General features: G+C 75.9%; 15 protein-coding genes. All 15 read left to right on the top strand.

Annotated features, from left to right (window positions below):
- Positions 1 to 68: 68 nt before the first annotated feature.
- Positions 69 to 2,129 carry a penicillin-binding protein activator gene (locus tag ANAEK_RS22385; RefSeq protein WP_012528410.1) on the top strand — a complete coding sequence of 687 codons (2,061 nt, stop codon included), beginning with the start codon at positions 69 to 71 and terminating at the stop codon, positions 2,127 to 2,129.
- A 96-nt stretch (positions 2,130 to 2,225) separates the two neighbouring features.
- Entirely contained in the window at positions 2,226 to 3,173 is a 948-nt protein-coding gene (locus ANAEK_RS22380; protein WP_012528409.1) for a site-2 protease family protein, read from the top strand.
- 54 nt (positions 3,174 to 3,227) lie between these two features.
- Positions 3,228 to 3,698, top strand: a complete 471-nt coding sequence (locus ANAEK_RS22375) for a hypothetical protein (RefSeq protein ID WP_012528408.1) — start codon at positions 3,228 to 3,230, stop codon at positions 3,696 to 3,698.
- A gap of 101 nt (positions 3,699 to 3,799) precedes the next feature.
- Positions 3,800 to 5,701 (top strand): ATP-dependent DNA helicase, encoded by a 1,902-nt coding sequence (locus ANAEK_RS22370; protein ID WP_012528407.1) that lies wholly within the window; start codon positions 3,800 to 3,802, stop codon positions 5,699 to 5,701.
- Positions 5,702 to 5,852: 151 nt separating this feature from the next.
- Positions 5,853 to 6,545: an ATP/GTP-binding protein gene (locus ANAEK_RS22365; protein ID WP_012528406.1), complete on the top strand. Its 693-nt coding sequence runs from the start codon at positions 5,853 to 5,855 to the stop codon at positions 6,543 to 6,545.
- Positions 6,542 to 7,927 (top strand): ATP-binding protein, encoded by a 1,386-nt coding sequence (locus ANAEK_RS22360; RefSeq protein WP_012528405.1) that lies wholly within the window; start codon positions 6,542 to 6,544, stop codon positions 7,925 to 7,927. The genes ANAEK_RS22365 and ANAEK_RS22360 overlap by 4 nt, the downstream gene beginning before the upstream one ends.
- Positions 7,928 to 7,933: 6 nt before the next feature.
- Positions 7,934 to 8,923, top strand: coding sequence for a thiamine-phosphate kinase (thiL, locus tag ANAEK_RS22355; protein ID WP_012528404.1), 990 nt, complete (start codon positions 7,934 to 7,936; stop codon positions 8,921 to 8,923).
- 88 nt (positions 8,924 to 9,011) lie between these two features.
- Positions 9,012 to 10,400, top strand: a complete 1,389-nt coding sequence (locus ANAEK_RS22350; RefSeq protein WP_012528403.1) for a methyl-accepting chemotaxis protein — start codon at positions 9,012 to 9,014, stop codon at positions 10,398 to 10,400.
- Positions 10,401 to 10,411: 11 nt separating this feature from the next.
- Positions 10,412 to 10,825, top strand: a complete 414-nt coding sequence (locus ANAEK_RS22345; RefSeq protein WP_012528402.1) for a chemotaxis protein CheW — start codon at positions 10,412 to 10,414, stop codon at positions 10,823 to 10,825.
- 90 nt (positions 10,826 to 10,915) lie between these two features.
- On the top strand, positions 10,916 to 11,284 hold the full coding sequence (locus tag ANAEK_RS22340; protein ID WP_011423362.1) for a response regulator: 369 nt from the start codon (positions 10,916 to 10,918) through the stop codon (positions 11,282 to 11,284).
- A gap of 25 nt (positions 11,285 to 11,309) precedes the next feature.
- A complete protein-coding gene (locus tag ANAEK_RS22335) occupies positions 11,310 to 13,352 on the top strand; it encodes a chemotaxis protein CheA (protein WP_012528401.1) in 2,043 nt (680 codons plus the stop codon).
- Entirely contained in the window at positions 13,349 to 13,969 is a 621-nt protein-coding gene (locus tag ANAEK_RS22330; RefSeq protein ID WP_012528400.1) for a chemotaxis protein CheC, read from the top strand. The genes ANAEK_RS22335 and ANAEK_RS22330 overlap by 4 nt, the downstream gene beginning before the upstream one ends.
- Before the next feature lie 9 nt (positions 13,970 to 13,978).
- Complete coding sequence (gene larB / locus ANAEK_RS22325; protein WP_012528399.1) at positions 13,979 to 14,722, top strand: nickel pincer cofactor biosynthesis protein LarB; 744 nt, start codon at positions 13,979 to 13,981, stop codon at positions 14,720 to 14,722.
- A gap of 13 nt (positions 14,723 to 14,735) precedes the next feature.
- The gene (gene larC / locus ANAEK_RS22320) at positions 14,736 to 15,923 is read left to right on the top strand and encodes a nickel pincer cofactor biosynthesis protein LarC (protein ID WP_012528398.1); all 1,188 of its coding nucleotides are present in this window, start codon (positions 14,736 to 14,738) and stop codon (positions 15,921 to 15,923) included.
- Positions 15,924 to 16,075: 152 nt separating this feature from the next.
- Positions 16,076 to 17,728, top strand: a complete 1,653-nt coding sequence (locus tag ANAEK_RS22315) for a nitrogen regulation protein NR(II) (RefSeq protein ID WP_232288322.1) — start codon at positions 16,076 to 16,078, stop codon at positions 17,726 to 17,728.
- Positions 17,729 to 17,757: the final 29 nt, after the last annotated feature.

Here is a 17,757-nt window from a genome sequence, read left to right as displayed (position 1 = left end):
CCGCGCGAGGCGACCCACTCCCAGGACTTTCTTCCACGCTCGCGCGTTCCGCAGTAGATCCCGAACCCATGCGCGTCCTCGGCCGACGGTTCCTGCTGTTGCTCGTCCTGTCGCTCGCCGGCTGCCCGAAGCGGGTGGTCGTGAACGGCCAGGAGATGCCGGTCTCGCAGGCGAACGAGGTCGCCCGCGTCGAGCTGGCCCGGGTGCGCCAGGAGGTGGCCGCGCTGCCGCCGGAGCCGGGCGCGGACCGGCTGCTCGCGTTCGCGCAGCGGTTCCGCGGCGTCCCCTCGGCGGCGGACGCGCTGCACCAGGCCGGAGACCTCCTGCTCGCGGCCGGCAAGGCCGACCGCGCCGCGCAGGCCTACGGCACGCTCGTCTCCGAGTACCCGCTCCACCCGCGCGCCACCGAGGCGAAGTACGGGCTCGCGCTCGCCGACGTGCAGCGCGGCCACGCCGCCGACGGCCTGCGCACGCTCGCGTCGATCTACCCGCAGCTCGAGCCGTCGCGCCGGCCGGAGGCGGCGGCGCGCGCCGCGGCGGCGGCGGAGGCGGCCGGGGCCTGGCCGGACGCGGTCCGCTGGCTGGGCGAGCTCGCCGATCTCACCCAGGGCGAGGAGCGGCGCGCGGTGCTGGCCCGCGGCGCCGACGCGGTGGACCGGCTCGCGCTCCCCGACGTGGAGCGGCTCCGCAAGGAGCTGCCCCGCGAGGCGCCGCTGCAGGAGCCGCTCGCCATGAAGGCGGCCCGCATCCACCTGCACCTGCGCGACTACCCGCGCGCGCAGGAGGCGGCGCGCGAGGTGTTCCTGCGCTGGCCGGCCGGCCCGTACGCGAAGGACGCGCGCGCCATCGTGGACCGCATCGCCCGGCTCACGTTCGTCCGCCCGAACGTGATCGGCGTGGCCGTCCCGCTGTCCGGCGACTACCAGCCGTGGGGCGTCGCCATCGTGCGGGCGGTGCAGCTCGCCGCCGAGGGCGGCGGGGTGCGCGTCGCGGTGCGCGACACGCGCGGCGAGCCCGACGGCGCGGCGCAGGCGCTCGAGGCGCTGGCGCTCGAGGAGGGCGCCATCGCGGTGGTGGGCGGCGTGACGAACGCCGAGGCCGAGCGGGCCGCGGCCACCGCCGAGGAGCTGCAGCTCCCCTTCATCTCGCTCTCGAAGCAGGAGGGGCTCACCGACGCCGGGCCCCACGTGTTCCAGAACATGCTCACCGCGTCGGCGCAGGCGAAGGCGCTCGCCGACTTCGCCATGGGCCGGCGCGGCATGCGGCGCTTCGCGGTGATGTACCCGTCGATCACCTACGGCACCGAGCTCGCGAACGCGTTCTGGGACGAGGTGGAGGGGCGCGGCGGCGAGATCCGCGGGGCGGAGACCTACGCGCCGGACCGCACCACCTTCACGCCGCTCGTGAAGGACATGGTCGGCAAGCTCCACCTCGAGGAGCGCAGCGACTGGCAGGAGCAGCAGCGCGACATCGCGAAGGCCGAGAAGGACCCGTTCCGGCGCAAGAAGGCGCTCGAGAAGGCCCGCGACCGGCTCGCGCCGGTGGTGGACTTCGACGCCATCTTCATCCCGGACTTCGCCCGGAGCGTGAAGCTCATCGCGCCGGCGCTGGCGGTGGAGGACGTGGTCACCCAGACCTGCCTGCCCGACGACGTGGAGCGGATCCGCAAGACCACCGGGCGCGCCGACCTGCGGCCGGTGCAGCTCCTCGGCGCGAACGGCTGGTCGAGCGACCCGTCGCTGTTCGACACCGCGCCCGGCGGCGCCGGGCGCTACGTCCGCTGCGCCATCTTCGTGGACGGCTTCTACGCCGGCTCGGCGCGCCCGGCCACCAAGGCGTTCGTGGAGGCGTTCGAGCGGCGCCACGCCGGCCAGGTGCCCACCATCCTGGAGGCGAGCGCGTTCGACGCGGCCGGGATGGCGCGCGCGCAGCTCGGCAAGGCGCAGACCCGCGACCAGATGCGCGACGCGCTCGCGGCGGTGAAGGGCTACGTCGGCGCCACCGGCGACATCACCATGGGCCCGCGGCGCACGCCCGAGAAGCCGCTGTTCTTCCTCACCGTGGACAGGGACGGGCTCCGCGAGCTCACGCCCGAGGAGCTGGCCGGCCCGGGCCCCGGGCAACCCTAGGCGAACCCTGGGCGAGCCGGCGCCGGCGCGGCCCGCCGCGCCCGGGCGCGCCGAACCTTGGCCCGCGCCGCGGGCGGCCATTAGCTTACCTTCCGGATGGACGAGCTCGTGCTCCGACCGCGGCCGCGGAGCCGCTTCCCCGCGGCCAACCTGGCGCTGTTCCTCGCCACCCTGGCCACCACGCTGTGGGCCGGCTTCACCCTCTCGCCGCTCGCGCCGCTCGGCCCGACGCTCGGGCGCGTGCTCGAGGGCGGGCTGCCGTTCGCGGGCGCGCTCGTGGCGATCCTCTTCACCCACGAGATGGGCCACTACGTGCTGGCGCGCCGGCACCGGGTGGACACGACGCTGCCCTACTTCATCCCGGTGCCGTTCGGCGCCGGCACGCTCGGCGCGGTGATCCGCATCCGCTCGGCGCTCCCCTCGCGCAAGGCGACGCTCGAGATCGGCGCGGCCGGCCCCATCGCCGGGTTCCTGGTGGCGGTGCCGCTGCTGGTGTGGGGGCTCGCGCACTCCGAGGTCCACCAGGTGGCCGCCGGCGTGGCCGGCTCGACGGTGGCCTCGCCGCTCGACGCGCTCCGCGCCTGGATGGACGGCCGCGAGCTGTTCGGCCCCGACACCGGCGTGCGCGTCTACGGCGACAGCCTGGTGACCTGGGCCGCGCAGCGGCTGGTGTGGGGGACGCTGCCCGCCGGCCACGAGGTGTTCGTGCACCCGGTGGGCTTCGCCGCCTGGCTTGGCCTGCTCGTCACCAGCCTCAACCTCGTGCCCATGGGCCAGCTCGACGGCGGCCACGTGCTCTACGCGCTGCTCGGCCGGCGCGGCGCGCGCGTCGGCTCCGAGGTGGTGTCGGCGGGGCTGCTCGTCGCGGGCCTGACGCTGTCCTGGAACTGGCTGTTCTGGTGGCTGCTCACCCGGTTCCTCATCGGCGCGCGCCACCCGCCCCCGCTCCGCGACGAGCCGCTCTCGCCCGGACGGCGCGCCCTGGCGGTCGCGACGCTGCTCCTGTTCGTCGTCACCTTCGTCCCGGTCCCCATCTCGCTCTAGCGGCCCGGCCGGCTGCTCCGGCCGGCGGGCCTTTCGGCTAGACTCGCGCCCCCGATGTCCAACCCCGAGACCCCGCGCCCGGACGCACCGGAGGCGCCCGGCCCCGCGCCGGAGCCCGCGCCCGCCGAGGCCCCCGCCGCCGCAGCGCCGGCCGCAGACTCCGGCGACGTCGAGGCCGAGGCCGAGGCCGAGGCCTGGGCCCGGGTGCTCGCGGCCTGGGGCGACGAGGGCGCGCACCGCGCGTACCTGGCGCGCTTCGCCGATCTCGAGGGGCTGGCCGTCGCCGGCGGGCGCTACCGCGCGGTGCTCGCGGAGCGCCCCGGCGACCCGACCGCCGCGCGCCTGCGCGACGAGGTGGTGAAGCGCGCCACCGTCCAGGGCCTCGCGTCGCTGCCGCGCACCGTGCCGCGCCAGGCCGGCAAGCTCCACCGCGGCCTCGTCGTCGCCGCGCTCGTCGCCCTCGGCGCCGCGGCCGCCTGGGCCGCCTTCCGCCTCGCCGTCCTGCTCACCGGGAGCCCGTCCTGATCCCCCTGCCCGCCCACCCCTCGCTGGACGCCATCCTCGGGCCCGGCGGACGCCTGGCCTCGGCGCTCCCCGGCTACGAGCACCGCGAGGACCAGCTCGAGATGGCGCGCGCGGTGGAGCGCGCCATCGAGCGCCGCGGCTACCTCGTGGCCGAGGCCGGCACCGGCACCGGCAAGACGCTCGCGTACCTCGTGCCGGCGGTGCTCTCCGGCCGGCGGGTGATCGTCTCCACCGCCACGAGGACGCTGCAGGAGCAGCTCTGGCAGAAGGACATCCCGCTGCTCCGCGACGCCTGCGGGCTCGAGTTCGGCGCCGCCTACCTGAAGGGCCGGTCCAACTACTTCTGCCTGGCCCGCGGCGAGGAGTTCGCCCGCGCCCCCACGTTCGCGGCGCGCGAGGAGGCGGCGCTCTGGCCGCGCATCGAGGCGTGGGCGCGCCGCACCGAGACCGGCGACCGGGCCGAGATCGACCTGCCCGACCAGTTCCACACCTGGAAGGACCTCTCCGCCACCAGCGAGAACTGCCTGGGCCGCGAGTGCGCCCGCTACGAGGAGTGCTTCGTCACCCGCGCCCGCGCGCTCGCCGCGCAGGCCGACGTCCTGCTCGTCAACCACCACCTGTTCTTCGCCGACCTCGCCATGCGCACCTCGCGCGCCGGGGTGGAGATCCTGCCCGAGCACGACGTCGTGATCTTCGACGAGGCGCACGCGGTGGAGGACGTGGCCACCGAGTACTTCGGGCTGCAGGTCTCTTCGTACCGGGTGGAGGAGCTGTCGCGCGACGCGCTCCGGGCGGTGGCGGACCGGCCGGACCTCGCCTCGATGATGCGCGAGACCACCGGCGAGCTGCGCAAGGCGGGCGAGCGGTTCTTCCAGGCGGTGGCCGACGGGCTGCGCCAGGGCGGGACGCCCACGCGCGGCCGCGGCTTCGGGCCCCCGCCCCGGCGGCGCCCGGCCCGGCGCGAGGAGGAGGAGGGCGTCAAGGCCGCGCTCACCCCGGCGGTGATGGACGGGGCGCAGCGCGATCTCCAGCGCCTCGACGAGTCGCTGGCCGGGCTCCGCGAGCTGCTCGGCGACGCGGTCACGCCGGCGCTCTCCCAGATCGCGCGGCGCGCCGGCGAGCTGCGGGTCGAGGTGGCCGCGGTCACCGCCATGAAGGAGCCGTCACGGGTGTACTTCGGCGAGGTGCGCGGGCGCGGCGTGTTCCTGCGCGCGGCGCCCATCGACGTCGCCGAGGAGTTGCGCGAGCGGCTCTACCAGCGCACCGACACCGCCGTGTTCACGAGCGCCACGCTCGCCGCGCAGGGCCGCTTCGACTTCTTCCGCCGGCAGGTCGGGCTGCTCCCGGAGCTGGAGGTGGAGGAGCGCCGCTTCGAGGGGCCGTTCGACTACGCCCGGCAGGCGGCGCTGGTCTCGCCGGAGGGGCTGCCCGAGCCGAACGACCCCGGGTTCGTGCGCGCCGCGGCGGACTCGATCCGCGCGCTCACCGCCGTCACCGGCGGCCGCGCCTTCGTGCTCTGCACCTCGAACCGGAACATGAACGCGTTCCACGAGGCCTGCCGCGACCTGCCGTACCAGGTGCTGCGGCAGGGCGACCGGCCCAAGTCGCGGCTGCTGGACGAGTTCCGCTCCGAGCCGAGCGTGCTGTTCGCGACCGCCAGCTTCTGGGAGGGCGTGGACGTGCCGGGCGAGGCGCTCTCGCTCGTCATCATCGACCGGCTGCCGTTCGCGCCCCCGGGCGATCCGGTCATGTCGGCGCGGCTCCGCGCGCTCGAGGAGGAGGGGCGCGACGGCTTCTCCGAGCTGCAGGTCCCGGCCGCCGCGTTGGCGCTGCGCCAGGGCTTCGGGCGGCTGGTGCGGACGCGCGAGGACCGGGGGCTGGTGGCGGTGCTCGACCGGCGGCTGGTCACGAAGGGCTACGGCCGCGCCTTCCTCGCCACCCTGCCGCGCTGCCCGCTGCTGCGGACCGTCGAGGACGCCCGGCGCTGGTGGCTGGGCGGGTAGCGGGAGACGGTTCCCCCGGGCGAGGGGACAGGGTCCCGCCGGCCCGGGGCTCCCGAAGCGGGCGAGCGGGCGGCGGAAAGGTTCGGCCGGGGCGCCGTTGGGCTAGGATGGCCGCCGCGGCCGCCGTCCGTGGCGGCGCGCCCCCACGCGCATGGTCCAGTTCAACGAAGACAGCCGGGAGATCGCGGTCAAGGTCGTCTACTACGGCCCCGCGCTCTCCGGGAAGACGACCAACCTCCAGTCGCTCTTCCAGAAGATCGACCCCAAGGTCCGCGGGCGCCTGATGACGCTCGACACCAAGGACGATCGGACGCTGTTCTTCGACATGATGCCGGTGTTCTTCCGCACCCGCGCCGGCGTGAAGGTGAAGCTGAAGCTGTACACGGTGCCGGGGCAGGTGATGCACGAGTCCACCCGGCGCATCGTGCTCCAGGGCACCGACGCGGTGGCGTTCGTGGCCGACTCGCGCCGCAGCGAGGCCGGCTCCACGCTCGCGTACTGGAACAACATGCTCGCGAACCTGGAGGCGAACGGGCTCGACTACCGGACCCTGCCCATCGTCGTCCAGCTCAACAAGCGCGACCTGCCCGACGCCCGCGCCGACCACGAGCTCGACGACCTGCGCAAGGTGATCCAGCCGCCGTTCGTGCCGGCGGTGGCCATCCGCGGCGACGGTGTGGTCGAGACGCTCTACCTCGTGCTGCAGCGCTGCTACCGCAGCCTGGACCGGGCCTTCGGCCTGGAGGCGGTCTGGCAGATCCCGGAGAAGGAGTTCCTGGGCCAGATCTTCTCGCACGTGGATCTGCGCGGCGCGCGGCTGCCGCCCGAGGCGACGGTGCCATGATCGGCGCGTCGTTCCTCAACCAGCGGATCCCGCTGTCCGACCTGCTCGACCTCCGGGCGTTCGCGGAGGTGTGCCACTCCTTCTCCGACCTGTACCGGATCGGCCTGAAGGTGTTCGACGAGGCCGGCAACAAGCTGGTGGACGTGAAGGTCGGCAACGCCGACTTCTGCGGCTACATCTGGTCGAAGCCGGCCGGCCGCGAGCAGTGCATCGAGACGGTGGGGCGGGTGAAGGCGGAGGCCGTGCCGGAGGAGCCGGCCGCGGTCACCTTCTCGTGCTTCTCCGGCTGCCGCTACCTCGTCCACCCGATCATGTACGAGGGCGACCTCATCGGCCGGGTGGTGTTCGGCCCGTTCGTGCCCGACGACCTGGCCGCGCTGCCGGCGGCGCTGACCGGCATCGCCGAGGACTTCGACGTCGCGCAGGCCACCGGCTACCTCGCCAAGATCCGCCGCGTGTCGGTGCCCACCGCCGAGAAGATCCTGAAGCACTTCATGGATCTCCTCGACGTGATGGTGTTCACCGGCCACAAGAACCTCATCGCGGCGAAGCTGCACATCGAGGCGGTCACCGACAGCTACCGCGAGCTGCAGGACAAGAACCAGAAGCTCGAGGACAGCTACGCGAAGCTGAAGGAGCTCGACCGGCTGAAGTCGAACTTCCTCGCCACCATGAGCCACGAGCTGCGCACGCCGCTCACCAGCGTCATCGGGTACTCCGAGATGATGCTGGAGGGGCTCGGCGGCCCGCTCACCGCCGAGCAGCGCGAGTACCTCGGCATCATCATGGAGAAGGGCGAGAACCTGCTCCAGCTCATCACCTCGATCCTCGACATCTCCAAGATCGAGGCGGGCCGGGTGCGGCTCGTGCTCTCCGAGGTGGACGCGGTCCAGCTCATGCGCGACGCGGTGGCGACGCTGCTCCCCATCGCGCGCAAGAAGGGGCTGAAGGTGTCCTGCGACACGACGCCGCTGCCCCGGATCCACGCCGACCGCGACAAGCTCCGCCAGTGCCTGGTGAACCTGTGCTCGAACGCGGTGAAGTTCACGCCGCCCGGCGGCAGCATCACCGTGAGCGCCGAGGTCCTCCCGGCCGAGCGGCTCGCCATCCACGTGGTGGACAGCGGCATCGGCATCCCGGAGGAGCACCTCGGCAAGGTGTTCGACGTCTTCTACCAGGTGGACGGCTCCTCGACGCGCGAGTACGGCGGCGCGGGCCTGGGGCTCGCCATCGTGAAGAGCTTCGTGGAGGCGCACGGCGGCGAGATCCGCGTCCGCTCCGCGGCCGGCACCGGCTCGGTGTTCACCGTGCTGCTGCCCATCCGCGCGACGCCGGCGCCGGCGCTCACGCCGGTGGGGCCGGCCCCGGCGGTGGAGCGCTAGCGCGCCGTGCCGCGCCGCGCCGCCGCGCCGCGCCCGCCCCCGGGCGAGTTCGAGCTCATCGAGCGCTTCACCCGCGCGCTGCCGCTCGCCGGCGCCGGCGTGCGCCTCGGCCCCGGCGACGACACGGCGCTGCTCGCGCCGCCGCCCGGCGAGGACCTCGCCGCCACCGTGGACGCGGTGGTGGAGGGCGTCCACTTCGACGCGCGCTTCACCCCCGAGGACGTCGGCTGGAAGGCGCTCGCGGTGAACCTCTCCGACCTCGCCTCGATGGGCGCGCGCCCGCTCTGGGCGCTCGTCGCGCTGGCGTTCCCGCGCGGCACGCCGCCCGAGCGGCTCGAGGGCGTGGCGCGCGGCCTGGGCGCCTGCGCCCGCGCGCACCGGATCGCGGTGGTGGGCGGGAACGTCTCGCGCGCCTCCGAGCTGTCGGTCACCGTGACCGCGGTCGGCGCGGTCCGGCGCGGCCGGGCGCTGCTGCGCTCCGGCGCCCGGCCCGGCGACCTCCTCGTCGCCTCCGGCACGTTCGGCGACGCCGCGCTGGGGCTCGCGCCCGGCGCCTCCGCCGCGCTGGTCCGGCGGCAGCGCCGGCCCGCGCCGCGCCTCGCGCTGGGGCGCGCGCTCGCCGGGGTGGCGCGGGCCGCCATCGACGTCTCCGACGGCCTGGTCCAGGATCTCGGCCACCTCTGCGACGAGTCCGGCGTGGCGGCGGTGCTCGAGGCGGCGGCGGTCCCGACCTCGGCGGCCTACCGGCGCGCCGCTCGCTCGCTCCCCGATCCGCTCGGGCCGGCGCTCGGGGGCGGCGAGGACTACGAGCTGGTGGCCGCGCTGCCGCCCGCCCGCCTGGCGAGGGCGCTCCGCGCCGCCGCGCGGGCGCGGGTTCCGCTGGCGGTGATCGGCCGGGTCGAGCGCGGGTCGGGCGTGCGCATCCTCGGCGCCGACGGCGCCGAGCGCCCGGCGCCCTCCGGCCACGACCACCTCCGCGCACCGCGCCCTCTTTGACATCACCTCCCGCGGGTCTAGGATCGGCCCGCCGGTCACCGCCCCGCGGGGCGACCCCTTCCCCGAGCGGCGAGACGAGAGAGGCATCGTGGCCCGAGCGAGAGACGAGCGACTCCAGTCCACCCGCCCGAGCGCCCGCTGGCAGGACGCGCCGCACCTGGTGGCGGTGCGCGGCCGGGCCGCCGAGCCGCCGCTGCGCCCCGCGCCGGCCGCCGCCGGCCTGACCGTCTCGCTCCAGACGAAGATCCTCGTCTCCTACTTCATCGTGGGCGGCGTGCTGCTGTTCGCGGTGCCGCTCGTGCAGGCGTGGGTGGCGAGCCGCGCCGCCGGCGTCGTCATCATCCTCGCGCTCACGCTCGCGCTCGGGCAGGGGCTCACGCTCGCCATCGCGCGCGTCGCGCGCGTCGGCCGGCTGAAGGCGAGCGCGGTGGAGATCAGCCGCGGCGACCTCTCGCGCGCGGTGGTCTCGGAGGAGCAGAAGGCGTTCCACGACGAGATCGACGACCTCACCGAGGCCATCCGCACCATGCAGGAGAACCTGCGGGACCTCGTCTCGCGGATCCAGCGCACCGCGCAGTCGGTCTCGGACAGCGCCAACGACCTGCAGACGAGCGCCGAGGACGTGAACGCCTCCACCGACGAGGTGGCCTCGTCGATGGAGAAGATCGCGGTCGGCGCCGGGCAGCAGTCCGACCTGGTGGAGCGGACCTCGAAGGTGATCGGCGAGATCGCCGCCTCCATCGAGCGCACCGCCCGCAGCGCCGAGGAGGCCGCCCGCGCCTCGGTGGAGACCAGCACCTCGGCCGCGTCCGGCGGCGAGGCGGCCCGGCTCGCCGGCGAGAAGGTGAAGAAGGTGTTCGCCCGCATCGAGGCCGCCAGCGAGCAGGTGTTCGCGTTCGGCGAGCGCACCAAGGAGATCTCCAAGATCGTGGAGGCCATCACCCAGGTGGCCAACCAGACCAACCTGCTCGCGCTGAACGCCACCATCGAGGCGGCGCGCGCCGGCGAGTACGGGCGCGGGTTCGCGGTGGTGGCCGAGGAGGTGCGCAAGCTCGCCGAGGCGGCCGGCCGCTCCGCCGAGCAGATCTCCTCGCTCGCGACCGACATCTCCGGCCGCGCCGCGAAGGTGGTCGAGACCATGAAGGAGTCGGTCGCCGAGCTGGGCGACGGGCGCGAGGACCTGAACGCGATCATCCGCACGCTCTCGGACATCGCCACCATCGCGGCGAGCGGCGCCGAGAAGGTCCGGGTCATCTCGCAGGACGCGCGCGAGCAGCTGAACGGCTCGGCCGACATGGTCCAGGCCATGGACCACATCTCCGACGTGGCCTCGTCGAACGCGAGCGCCACCGAGCAGGTGCGCAAGGTCACCGCCGAGCAGATCGCCGCCGTGTCGCAGATGGCGAGCGCCGCGCAGGAGCTCACCAACCTGTCGGTCGAGCTGCAGACGGTGGTCTCGCGGTTCCGGCTGGGCTGAGGTCGCCAGGCGTGCGCCACGTCGTCTTCCGCGTCGCCGGCGAGCGCTACGCCCTGCCGCTCGCGGCGGTGCGCGAGGTGGTGCTGCCGCAGCCCCCGTTCGCGCGGGTGCCGCGCGCCTCCGAGGCGGTGCGCGGCGTCATGAACCTGCGCGGCCGGGTGGTCGCGGTGGTGGACCTCGCCGCGCTGGTGGGCCTCCCGGCCCAGCCGCTCCGCGACGGGGCCGGGATGGTGCTCATCCTGGACCACGGAAAGCGCACGCTGGGCCTGCTCATCGGCGGCGTGCTCGGGGTCGAGCCGCTCGCGCCGCCGGAGGCGGGCGGCGGGCTGGTGCGCGGGCTCGCCGAGGCGCGCACCGGGGCGGTGACGGTGCTGGGCGCCGAGGCGCTGGCCGAGCAGGCCTCCGCGCTGTTCGGCGGGAGGTGACGTGCGGCGAGGTGTGCAGGCGGGCGGCGCCTTGTCCGGCGCGCAAGACCGATGGTAACGTCCCCGGATTCCCGGGAGGGCCCTGAGTCCATGGCGAAGCGAGTCCTGATCGTCGACGACGCGATCTTCATGCGGAACATGATCAAGGACATCTTCTCCGGGTCCGGGTTCGAGGTCGTGGGCGAGGCCGCGAACGGCCTCGAGGCGGTGGAGAAGTACAAGGAGCTGAAGCCCGACCTCACCACCATGGACATCGTGATGCCGTTCAAGAGCGGCATCGAGGCCACCCGCGAGATCATCAAGCACGACGCGCGGGCGGTGATCGTGATGTGCAGCGCGCTGGGCCAGGAGTCGCTGGTGATGGAGGCGATCGAGGCCGGCGCGAGCGACTTCATCGTGAAGCCGTTCAAGGCCGAGGACGTGCTGTCGGTCGTCAAGAAGGTGATGGGCGACGCCTGATCGCGGGCCCGGGGGCGGGCGCGCCGTGGACCTCCAGAAGTACCTCTCCCTCTACGTGGCCGAGTCGGGCGAGCACCTCGCCGGCTACGGGCGCGACCTGGTCGAGATCGAGCGGGCGGTGCGCGAGGGGCGCGCCGTCAAGGCCACCATCGACAGCCTGTTCCGGCACGCACACAGCGTGAAGGGCATGAGCGCCGCCATGGCGTTCGACGGCATCGCCACGCTCGCCCACAAGGCCGAGGACCTGGTGGACGTGTTCCGCGGCGAGCCGGGCCGGCTCGACGCCGGCGCGGTGGACGTGCTGCTCGCCGCGGGCGACGCGCTCGCCGCCATGGTGCAGGCGGCCGGGCGCGGCGAGAAGCCGGAGCCCGACGCGGCCCTGGTGGCGCGGGTGGCGGAGGCGGCGCGCCGGTGCCGCGCGGGCGAGCCCGCCGCGCCGGCCGGGCCGCCGCCGGGCGATCCCTTCGCCGAGCCGCCCGCCGCGGCGCCCCCGGCCCCGCGGCCCGCGCCCGCTCCCGCCGCCCCGCAGCCGGCGGGGGATCCCGCCGCGGGCCCGGCGCCCACCGAGCCGGCGGCGCCGCGCGCGCACCGGCGGGTGCAGGTGGAGGTGGACATCGCACCCGGCTGCCCGGTGCCGGCGGTGCGCGCGTTCCTGGTGGTGAAGAAGCTCGCCGCGCTCGGCGCGGTGGCCCGCTCGGCCCCCACCGTCGAGGACCTGAAGGCGGGCCGCATCCCCGGGAAGCGGCTCGAGGTGGAGCTGCACACGCCGGAGCCGGTCGCCGCGCTGGAGCGGGCGCTGGCGCAGATCTCCGACCTCGCCGCGGTGGCGGTCCGCGAGGCGGCCGCCGCGCCGGCCGCGCCCGCCGCCCCGGTCGTCCCGCCGCCGGCGCCTGCCCGCGACGCGCCGAGCGAGCCGGCCCGCACCGTGCGGGTGAAGACCGAGATCCTGGACGGCTTCCTCGACGCGGTGGGCGAGCTCATCCTCGCCACCGCCCGCATCCGCGAGGTGGGCCGCGGGCTGCCGCGCGACGCGCGCGCGCCGCTCGACGAGGGCGTGGACCGGCTGCACGCCATCGTGAAGGACCTGCACGACAAGGTGATGACGGTGCGGATGACGCCGCTCGCGCTCGTCACCGAGCGGCTCCCGCGCGTCGCCCGCGACCTCGCCCGCGCGGTGAGCAAGCAGGTGGAGCTCGACGTCCGCGGCGCGGAGATCGAGATCGACCGCGCCATCCTGGAGGAGCTGTCGGATCCGCTCCAGCACGTGCTCCGCAACGCGGTGGACCACGGCATCGAGCCGTCGCACCTGCGGCTGCTCGCCGGCAAGCCCGCCACCGGCCGGCTCACGCTCACCGCCCGCCGCGAGCGCGACCGCGTGATCCTGGAGCTCGCCGACGACGGGCGCGGGCTCGACCCGGAGCGGCTGCGCCAGGCCGCGGTGGCCCGCGGGGTGCTCGCGCCCGAGCAGGCCGCGGCGCTCTCCGACCGCGAGGCGCTCATGCTCTGCTGCCTGCCGGGCGTGTCCACCGCCGAGCGGGTCACCGAGCTCTCCGGCCGCGGCGTGGGCATGGACGCGGTGAAGCGGACCGTCGAGGCGCTCGGGGGCACGCTCGAGGTGGAGAGCGCGCCGGGCCTGGGCGCGCGCGTCACCTTCCGCCTGCCGCTCACCGTGGCGGTGCAGCCGGTGCTCCTCGTCCGCGTGGGCGAGGAGGTGCTGGGGCTCCCCATCGCCAAGGTGCACGGCGCCGCGCAGGTGGAGCTGTCGCGGCTCGATCGCAGCCGCGGCGAGCCGGTCCTGCCGTACGACGGCGAGCTCGTCCCGGTCCGCGATCTCTCCCGGCTGCTCGGCTTCCCGGCGGCCCCCGGGGACGTGCGCGCGGTGGTGGTGGCCGAGGGGGGCGAGCCGGGCCGGGTGGGCCTCGCGGTGGACGCGCTGCTCGGCCAGCACGAGGCGGTGCTGAAGCCGCTCGGCAGCCCGCTCGAGGCGGTGCCCGGCCTGTCCGCGGTGACCGTGCTCGGCACCGGGCGGCCGGTCTTCATCCTCGACGTCCAGAGGCTGATCGCGTGAGCGGCCCCGGCTTCGGCCCGCGCGAGCTGGACGCGCTCCAGGAGCTCGCCAGCATCGGCTGCGGCCAGGCCATCACCGCGCTCGGCCGCCTCGCGCGGCGCCCCATCCACATGGACGTGCCCGAGGCCTGGGTGGGCGCCGAGACCGGCGCCATCGCCGCGTTCCTGGGCGGCCTGGGGCAGGACCTCGTCGCGGTGGGCGTGAAGCTGGAGGGGCCGCTCACCGGCGACCTGCTGCTCGCGCTCCCCGAGCGCGACGCCGAGGCGCTCGCGGCGGTGCTCGGGTTCCCGCCCGGCGGCGACTGGTCGGGCATGGCGGAGAGCGCGCTCCTCGAGTCGGGCAACATCGTGGGGAGCGCGTTCGTGTCGGCGGTGGCCGCGCTGGTGGGGGAGAAGCTCCTGCTCTCGGTGCCGGCGCTCGCGCGCGGCAGCGGCCGCGAGTGCGTGGAGCGGCTCGTCACGCACGACGGCTCCATCGCGCTCGCCACCCGGTTCGTCCTGTCCACCGGCGCGGACGGGCCGTCGGTCGCGGGCGAGCCCGCCCTGGAGGGGCTCATCCTGGTGATGCCCGAGCCGGCGCGCGTCGCGAAGCTCCTCTCGCATCTCGATCTGCGATAGACAGCGCGCATGGACGAGAAGACCCTGCGCGCGCTCCTCGCCCGCGTGAAGCGCGGCCAGGCCTCGCTCGACGAGGCGGTGGCCGCCCTGAAGGGCGCGCCGTTCGAGCGCCTGGGCGACCTCGCCACGCTCGACACGCACCGGACCCTGCGGGTGGGGATGCCGGAGGTGGTGCTGGCCGAGTCCAAGACCGCGGCGCAGGTGGCGGCCATCGCGCGCAAGCTCGCCGCGCGCGGCCCGCTGCTCGTCACCCGCCTCTCCCCGGCGAAGGCCGGCCCGGCGCGGCGCGCGGTGAAGAGCAGCGTCTACGACCCGGTCTCGCGCACGCTGCGCAAGGGGAGGATGGACCTGCCGGCGCGCGGGCCGGTGGCGGTGTGCTGCGCCGGCACCTCGGACATCCCGGTGTGCGAGGAGGCGGCGGTGACGCTCGAGGTGATGGGCGTCGAGCCCATCCGCGTCTACGACGTGGGCGTCGCCGGCATCCACCGGCTGCTGGCCCGGCGCGACGACCTCGAGCGCGCGCGCGCGGTGATCGTCGCGGCCGGCATGGAGGGCGCGCTCCCCTCGGTGGTGGGCGGCCTGGTGGGCCGGCCGGTGATCGGCGTGCCGACCTCGGTCGGGTACGGCGCCTCGCTGGGCGGGCTCGCGCCGCTGTTCACCATGCTGAACTCCTGCGCGCCGAACGTCACGGTGGTGAACGTGGACAACGGCTTCGGCGCGGCGTTCGTGGCGGGCCTCGTCGCCCGCGGGTGAAGCGAGGCTCCGCATGGCGCTCCTCCTCCTCGAGCCGGTGGGCGGCATCGCCGGCGACATGTTCCTGGCCGCCGCGATCGACCTCGGGGTGGACGCGGCCGCGCTCGCCCGCGCGCTCGAGTCGCTCGGCGTCCCGGGCTGGCGCCTCGCGGTGACGAGGAAGGCCGAGCACGGCATCCAGGGCACGCACGTGGACGTGGTGGTGGAGGGCGAGCAGCCCGCCGCGCGCGGGCTCGCCGAGATCCTCGGGCTGGTGGCCGCGAGCGGGCTCCCGCCGCGGGCGCGCGAGGTGGCGCGCGCGCTGTTCGAGCGCATCGGCGAGGCCGAGGCGCGCGTGCACGGCGTCCCGGTCTCGGAGGTGCACTTCCACGAGGTCGGCGCGGTGGACTCGATCGTGGACGTGTGCGGCGCCGCGGTGGCGCTCGACCTGCTCGGCTGGCCGGCGGTGCGCTCGGCGCCGCCGGAGCTGGGGCGCGGCCTCGTCCGCACCGCGCACGGGACCATGCCGGTGCCGCCGCCCGCGGTGCTGGAGCTCCTGAAGGGAAAGCCGGTGCGCCCGGGCGGCCCGCCCGGCGAGGCGGTCACGCCCACCGGCGCGGCGCTGCTCGCGGTGCTCGCCGAGGTGGGCCCGCTCCCCGCCCACGTGCCGCTGCGGGTCGGCTACGGCGTCGGCACGCGCGCCTGGCCGGATCGCCCGAACGTGCTGCGCGCCACGCTGGCCGAGCCGGCGCCCGGGGCCGGTGCGGGCGGGCCCGGGCCGGACGCGCTGTGGGTGCTGGAGGCGAACCTCGACGACTGCCCGGGGCAGCTCGTGGCGCGCGCCATCGAGGCGGCGCTCGAGGCGGGCGCGCTCGACGCCTGGGCGGCGCCGCTCACCATGAAGAAGGGGCGCCCCGGCGTCCTGCTCGGCGCGCTCTGCGACGAGGCGCGCCGCGCCGCGGTGACCGGCGCGCTCTTCGCCGAGACCACCACGCTCGGCGTGCGCCGGCACGCGGTGGAGCGCGACGCGCTGGAGCGCGCGCTCGAGCCGGTCGAGACCGCCTACGGCCGCGTGCGGGTGAAGGTGGCGCGGCTCGGCGGCCGGGAGCTCGGCGCGCACCCGGAGTACGAGGACTGCGCCGCGTGCGCCCGCGCCGCGGGCGTGGCCGTGCGCGAGGTGATGGCGGCCGCGCTGGTGGCGTACCGTTCCCGGCGACGGTAGCGGGCGCGTGCTACAGTCGCGCGCCGGGGGGGAGCATGGCGGGGACGCGCAGGAGGCCGGGGCGGAAGGCGGCGAAGCGCGCGCGCGCGCCGAGCGCGCGGCCGAGGCCGCGACCGAAGCCGAAGGCGAGGCGCCGCCCGGCGCGGCCCCCGGTGGCGACCGATCCCTCCGACGCGGTGCTGCTGACGCTCTCGCGCGAGCTCGCCGAGGCGCGCGCCGAGGACCAGATCAGCGGCGCCCTGGCCCGCGCGCTCGACGCCGTGTTCCCGGGCCGCGCGTTCTCGATCCGGCTGGTGGACCCGCGCACGCTCGCGCTCACCACCTTCTACGCGAGCGGGCGCCTCCGCCCCGACCGCCCCGGCCGGCTGGTGCTCGGGCGCGGCGCGGTGGAGGAGGCCGGGCTCTCGGCGGCCGCCCTCGGCGCCGGCGGCGTCCGGGTGGTCGAGCGGGAGGAGCCGCTGTTCGAGGGCTGCGAGGAGGCGACCTCGGTGCCGCTCGCGGTCTCGGGCGCGCTCTACGGCGTGCTCTCGCTCGAGTACGCGCGCGGCGGCCCCGGGGCGCCGGCCGAGGACCGCCCGCTGCTGCGCCGGGTGGCCGGCCACGCCGCGCTGGGCGTGCGCAACGTCCGCTCCATCGACGAGCTCACCTACCTCAAGACCTACCTCGAGGAGCTGATCGAGCACGCGAACGCGCTCATCTGGGCGGTGGACCGCGACCGCTCGGTGATCGTCTGGAACGCCGCGCTGGCGAAGCTCTCCGGGCTCGCCGCCGGCGAGGTGCTGGGGGGCGAGGCGCTCCTGCGCGCGCCCGACGACGAGCGCCCGCGCCTCGCCGCGCTGCTGGCGCGCAGCCTCGGCGGCGAGCGGGTGGACGGCGTCGAGACGCGGCTGGTCCGGCGCGACGGCGGCGAGGTGCGGGTGGCGGTGAACACCGGGCCCATCGCCGGCGCGAGCGGCGAGGTCGAGGGCGTCATCCTCATCGGCCAGGACCTCACCCTGCTCCGCTCCATGCAGGCCGCCGCCGAGCACGCCGAGCGCCTCGCCGCCATCGGCCGCCTGGTGGCGGGCGTGGTCCACGAGCTCAACAACCCGCTCACCGCGGTGACGATGTACTCGGACGTGCTGCTCGAGCGCTTCACCGCCCGCGCGCAGGATCCCTCCGACGTCGAGAAGCTCCGCGCCATCAAGGACGCGGGCCAGCGCATCCAGCGCCTCGCCCGCGACCTCATCACCTACGCCCGCCCCACCGGCGCCCGCACCGAGGCGGTGGACCTCGTGCCGGCGGTGGAGGAGGCGGGGCGCATGGCGAAGACCGCGCTCAAGGAATCGGGCGCGGCGCTGGTGCGCGACGGCGGCGAGGGGCCGTACGTGGTGGAGGGCAACCGGCCCAGCCTGGTGCAGGTGGTGCTCGCGCTGGTGACGAACGCCGCCCAGGCGGTCCCGCCCGGCGCCGAGGTGCGGGTGGCGCTCTCGCGCGAGGGCGGCGAGGTGGTGCTCACCGTCGCCGACGCGGGCGCGGGCATGCCGCCGGAGGTGGCGGCGCGCGCCTTCGAGCCGTTCTTCACCACCCGCGCCGGCGTGGGCATCGGGCTCGGCCTGCCCATCGTGCAGGGGATCGTGGAGCGCCACGGCGGCAGCGTCAGCCTCTCCACCGCGGCCGGGCGCGGCACCACCGTGACCGTCCGCCTGCCGGCCCGCGCCGCCACCGCCACCGAGCTGCGCCCGGTCGGCCCGGCCGACGCGCGCCAGCGCCCGCCCGGCGACACGCCCACGCACCCGCGGCTGCCGCGGCCGCCGCGCGGGTGATCGAGGTCCGCGCATCCCGAGCGCAGGCC

The sequence above is a fragment of the Anaeromyxobacter sp. K genome (assembly GCF_000020805.1).
Classification (GTDB): domain Bacteria; phylum Myxococcota; class Myxococcia; order Myxococcales; family Anaeromyxobacteraceae; genus Anaeromyxobacter; species Anaeromyxobacter dehalogenans.
This window is presented reverse-complemented; position numbering and strand designations above follow the sequence as displayed.

Coding starts and splice junctions, on each gene's coding strand:
- ANAEK_RS22380 (WP_012528409.1), top strand. CDS start 2,226: ATGGACGAGCTCGTGCTCCGACCGCGGCCGCGGAGCCGCTTCCCCGCG.
- larC (WP_012528398.1), top strand. CDS start 14,736: ATGGCGCTCCTCCTCCTCGAGCCGGTGGGCGGCATCGCCGGCGACATG.
- ANAEK_RS22370 (WP_012528407.1), top strand. CDS start 3,800: ATGGCGCGCGCGGTGGAGCGCGCCATCGAGCGCCGCGGCTACCTCGTG.
- ANAEK_RS22340 (WP_011423362.1), top strand. CDS start 10,916: ATGGCGAAGCGAGTCCTGATCGTCGACGACGCGATCTTCATGCGGAAC.
- ANAEK_RS22360 (WP_012528405.1), top strand. CDS start 6,542: ATGATCGGCGCGTCGTTCCTCAACCAGCGGATCCCGCTGTCCGACCTG.
- ANAEK_RS22385 (WP_012528410.1), top strand. CDS start 69: ATGCGCGTCCTCGGCCGACGGTTCCTGCTGTTGCTCGTCCTGTCGCTC.
- ANAEK_RS22375 (WP_012528408.1), top strand. CDS start 3,228: ATGTCCAACCCCGAGACCCCGCGCCCGGACGCACCGGAGGCGCCCGGC.
- larB (WP_012528399.1), top strand. CDS start 13,979: ATGGACGAGAAGACCCTGCGCGCGCTCCTCGCCCGCGTGAAGCGCGGC.
- ANAEK_RS22365 (WP_012528406.1), top strand. CDS start 5,853: ATGGTCCAGTTCAACGAAGACAGCCGGGAGATCGCGGTCAAGGTCGTC.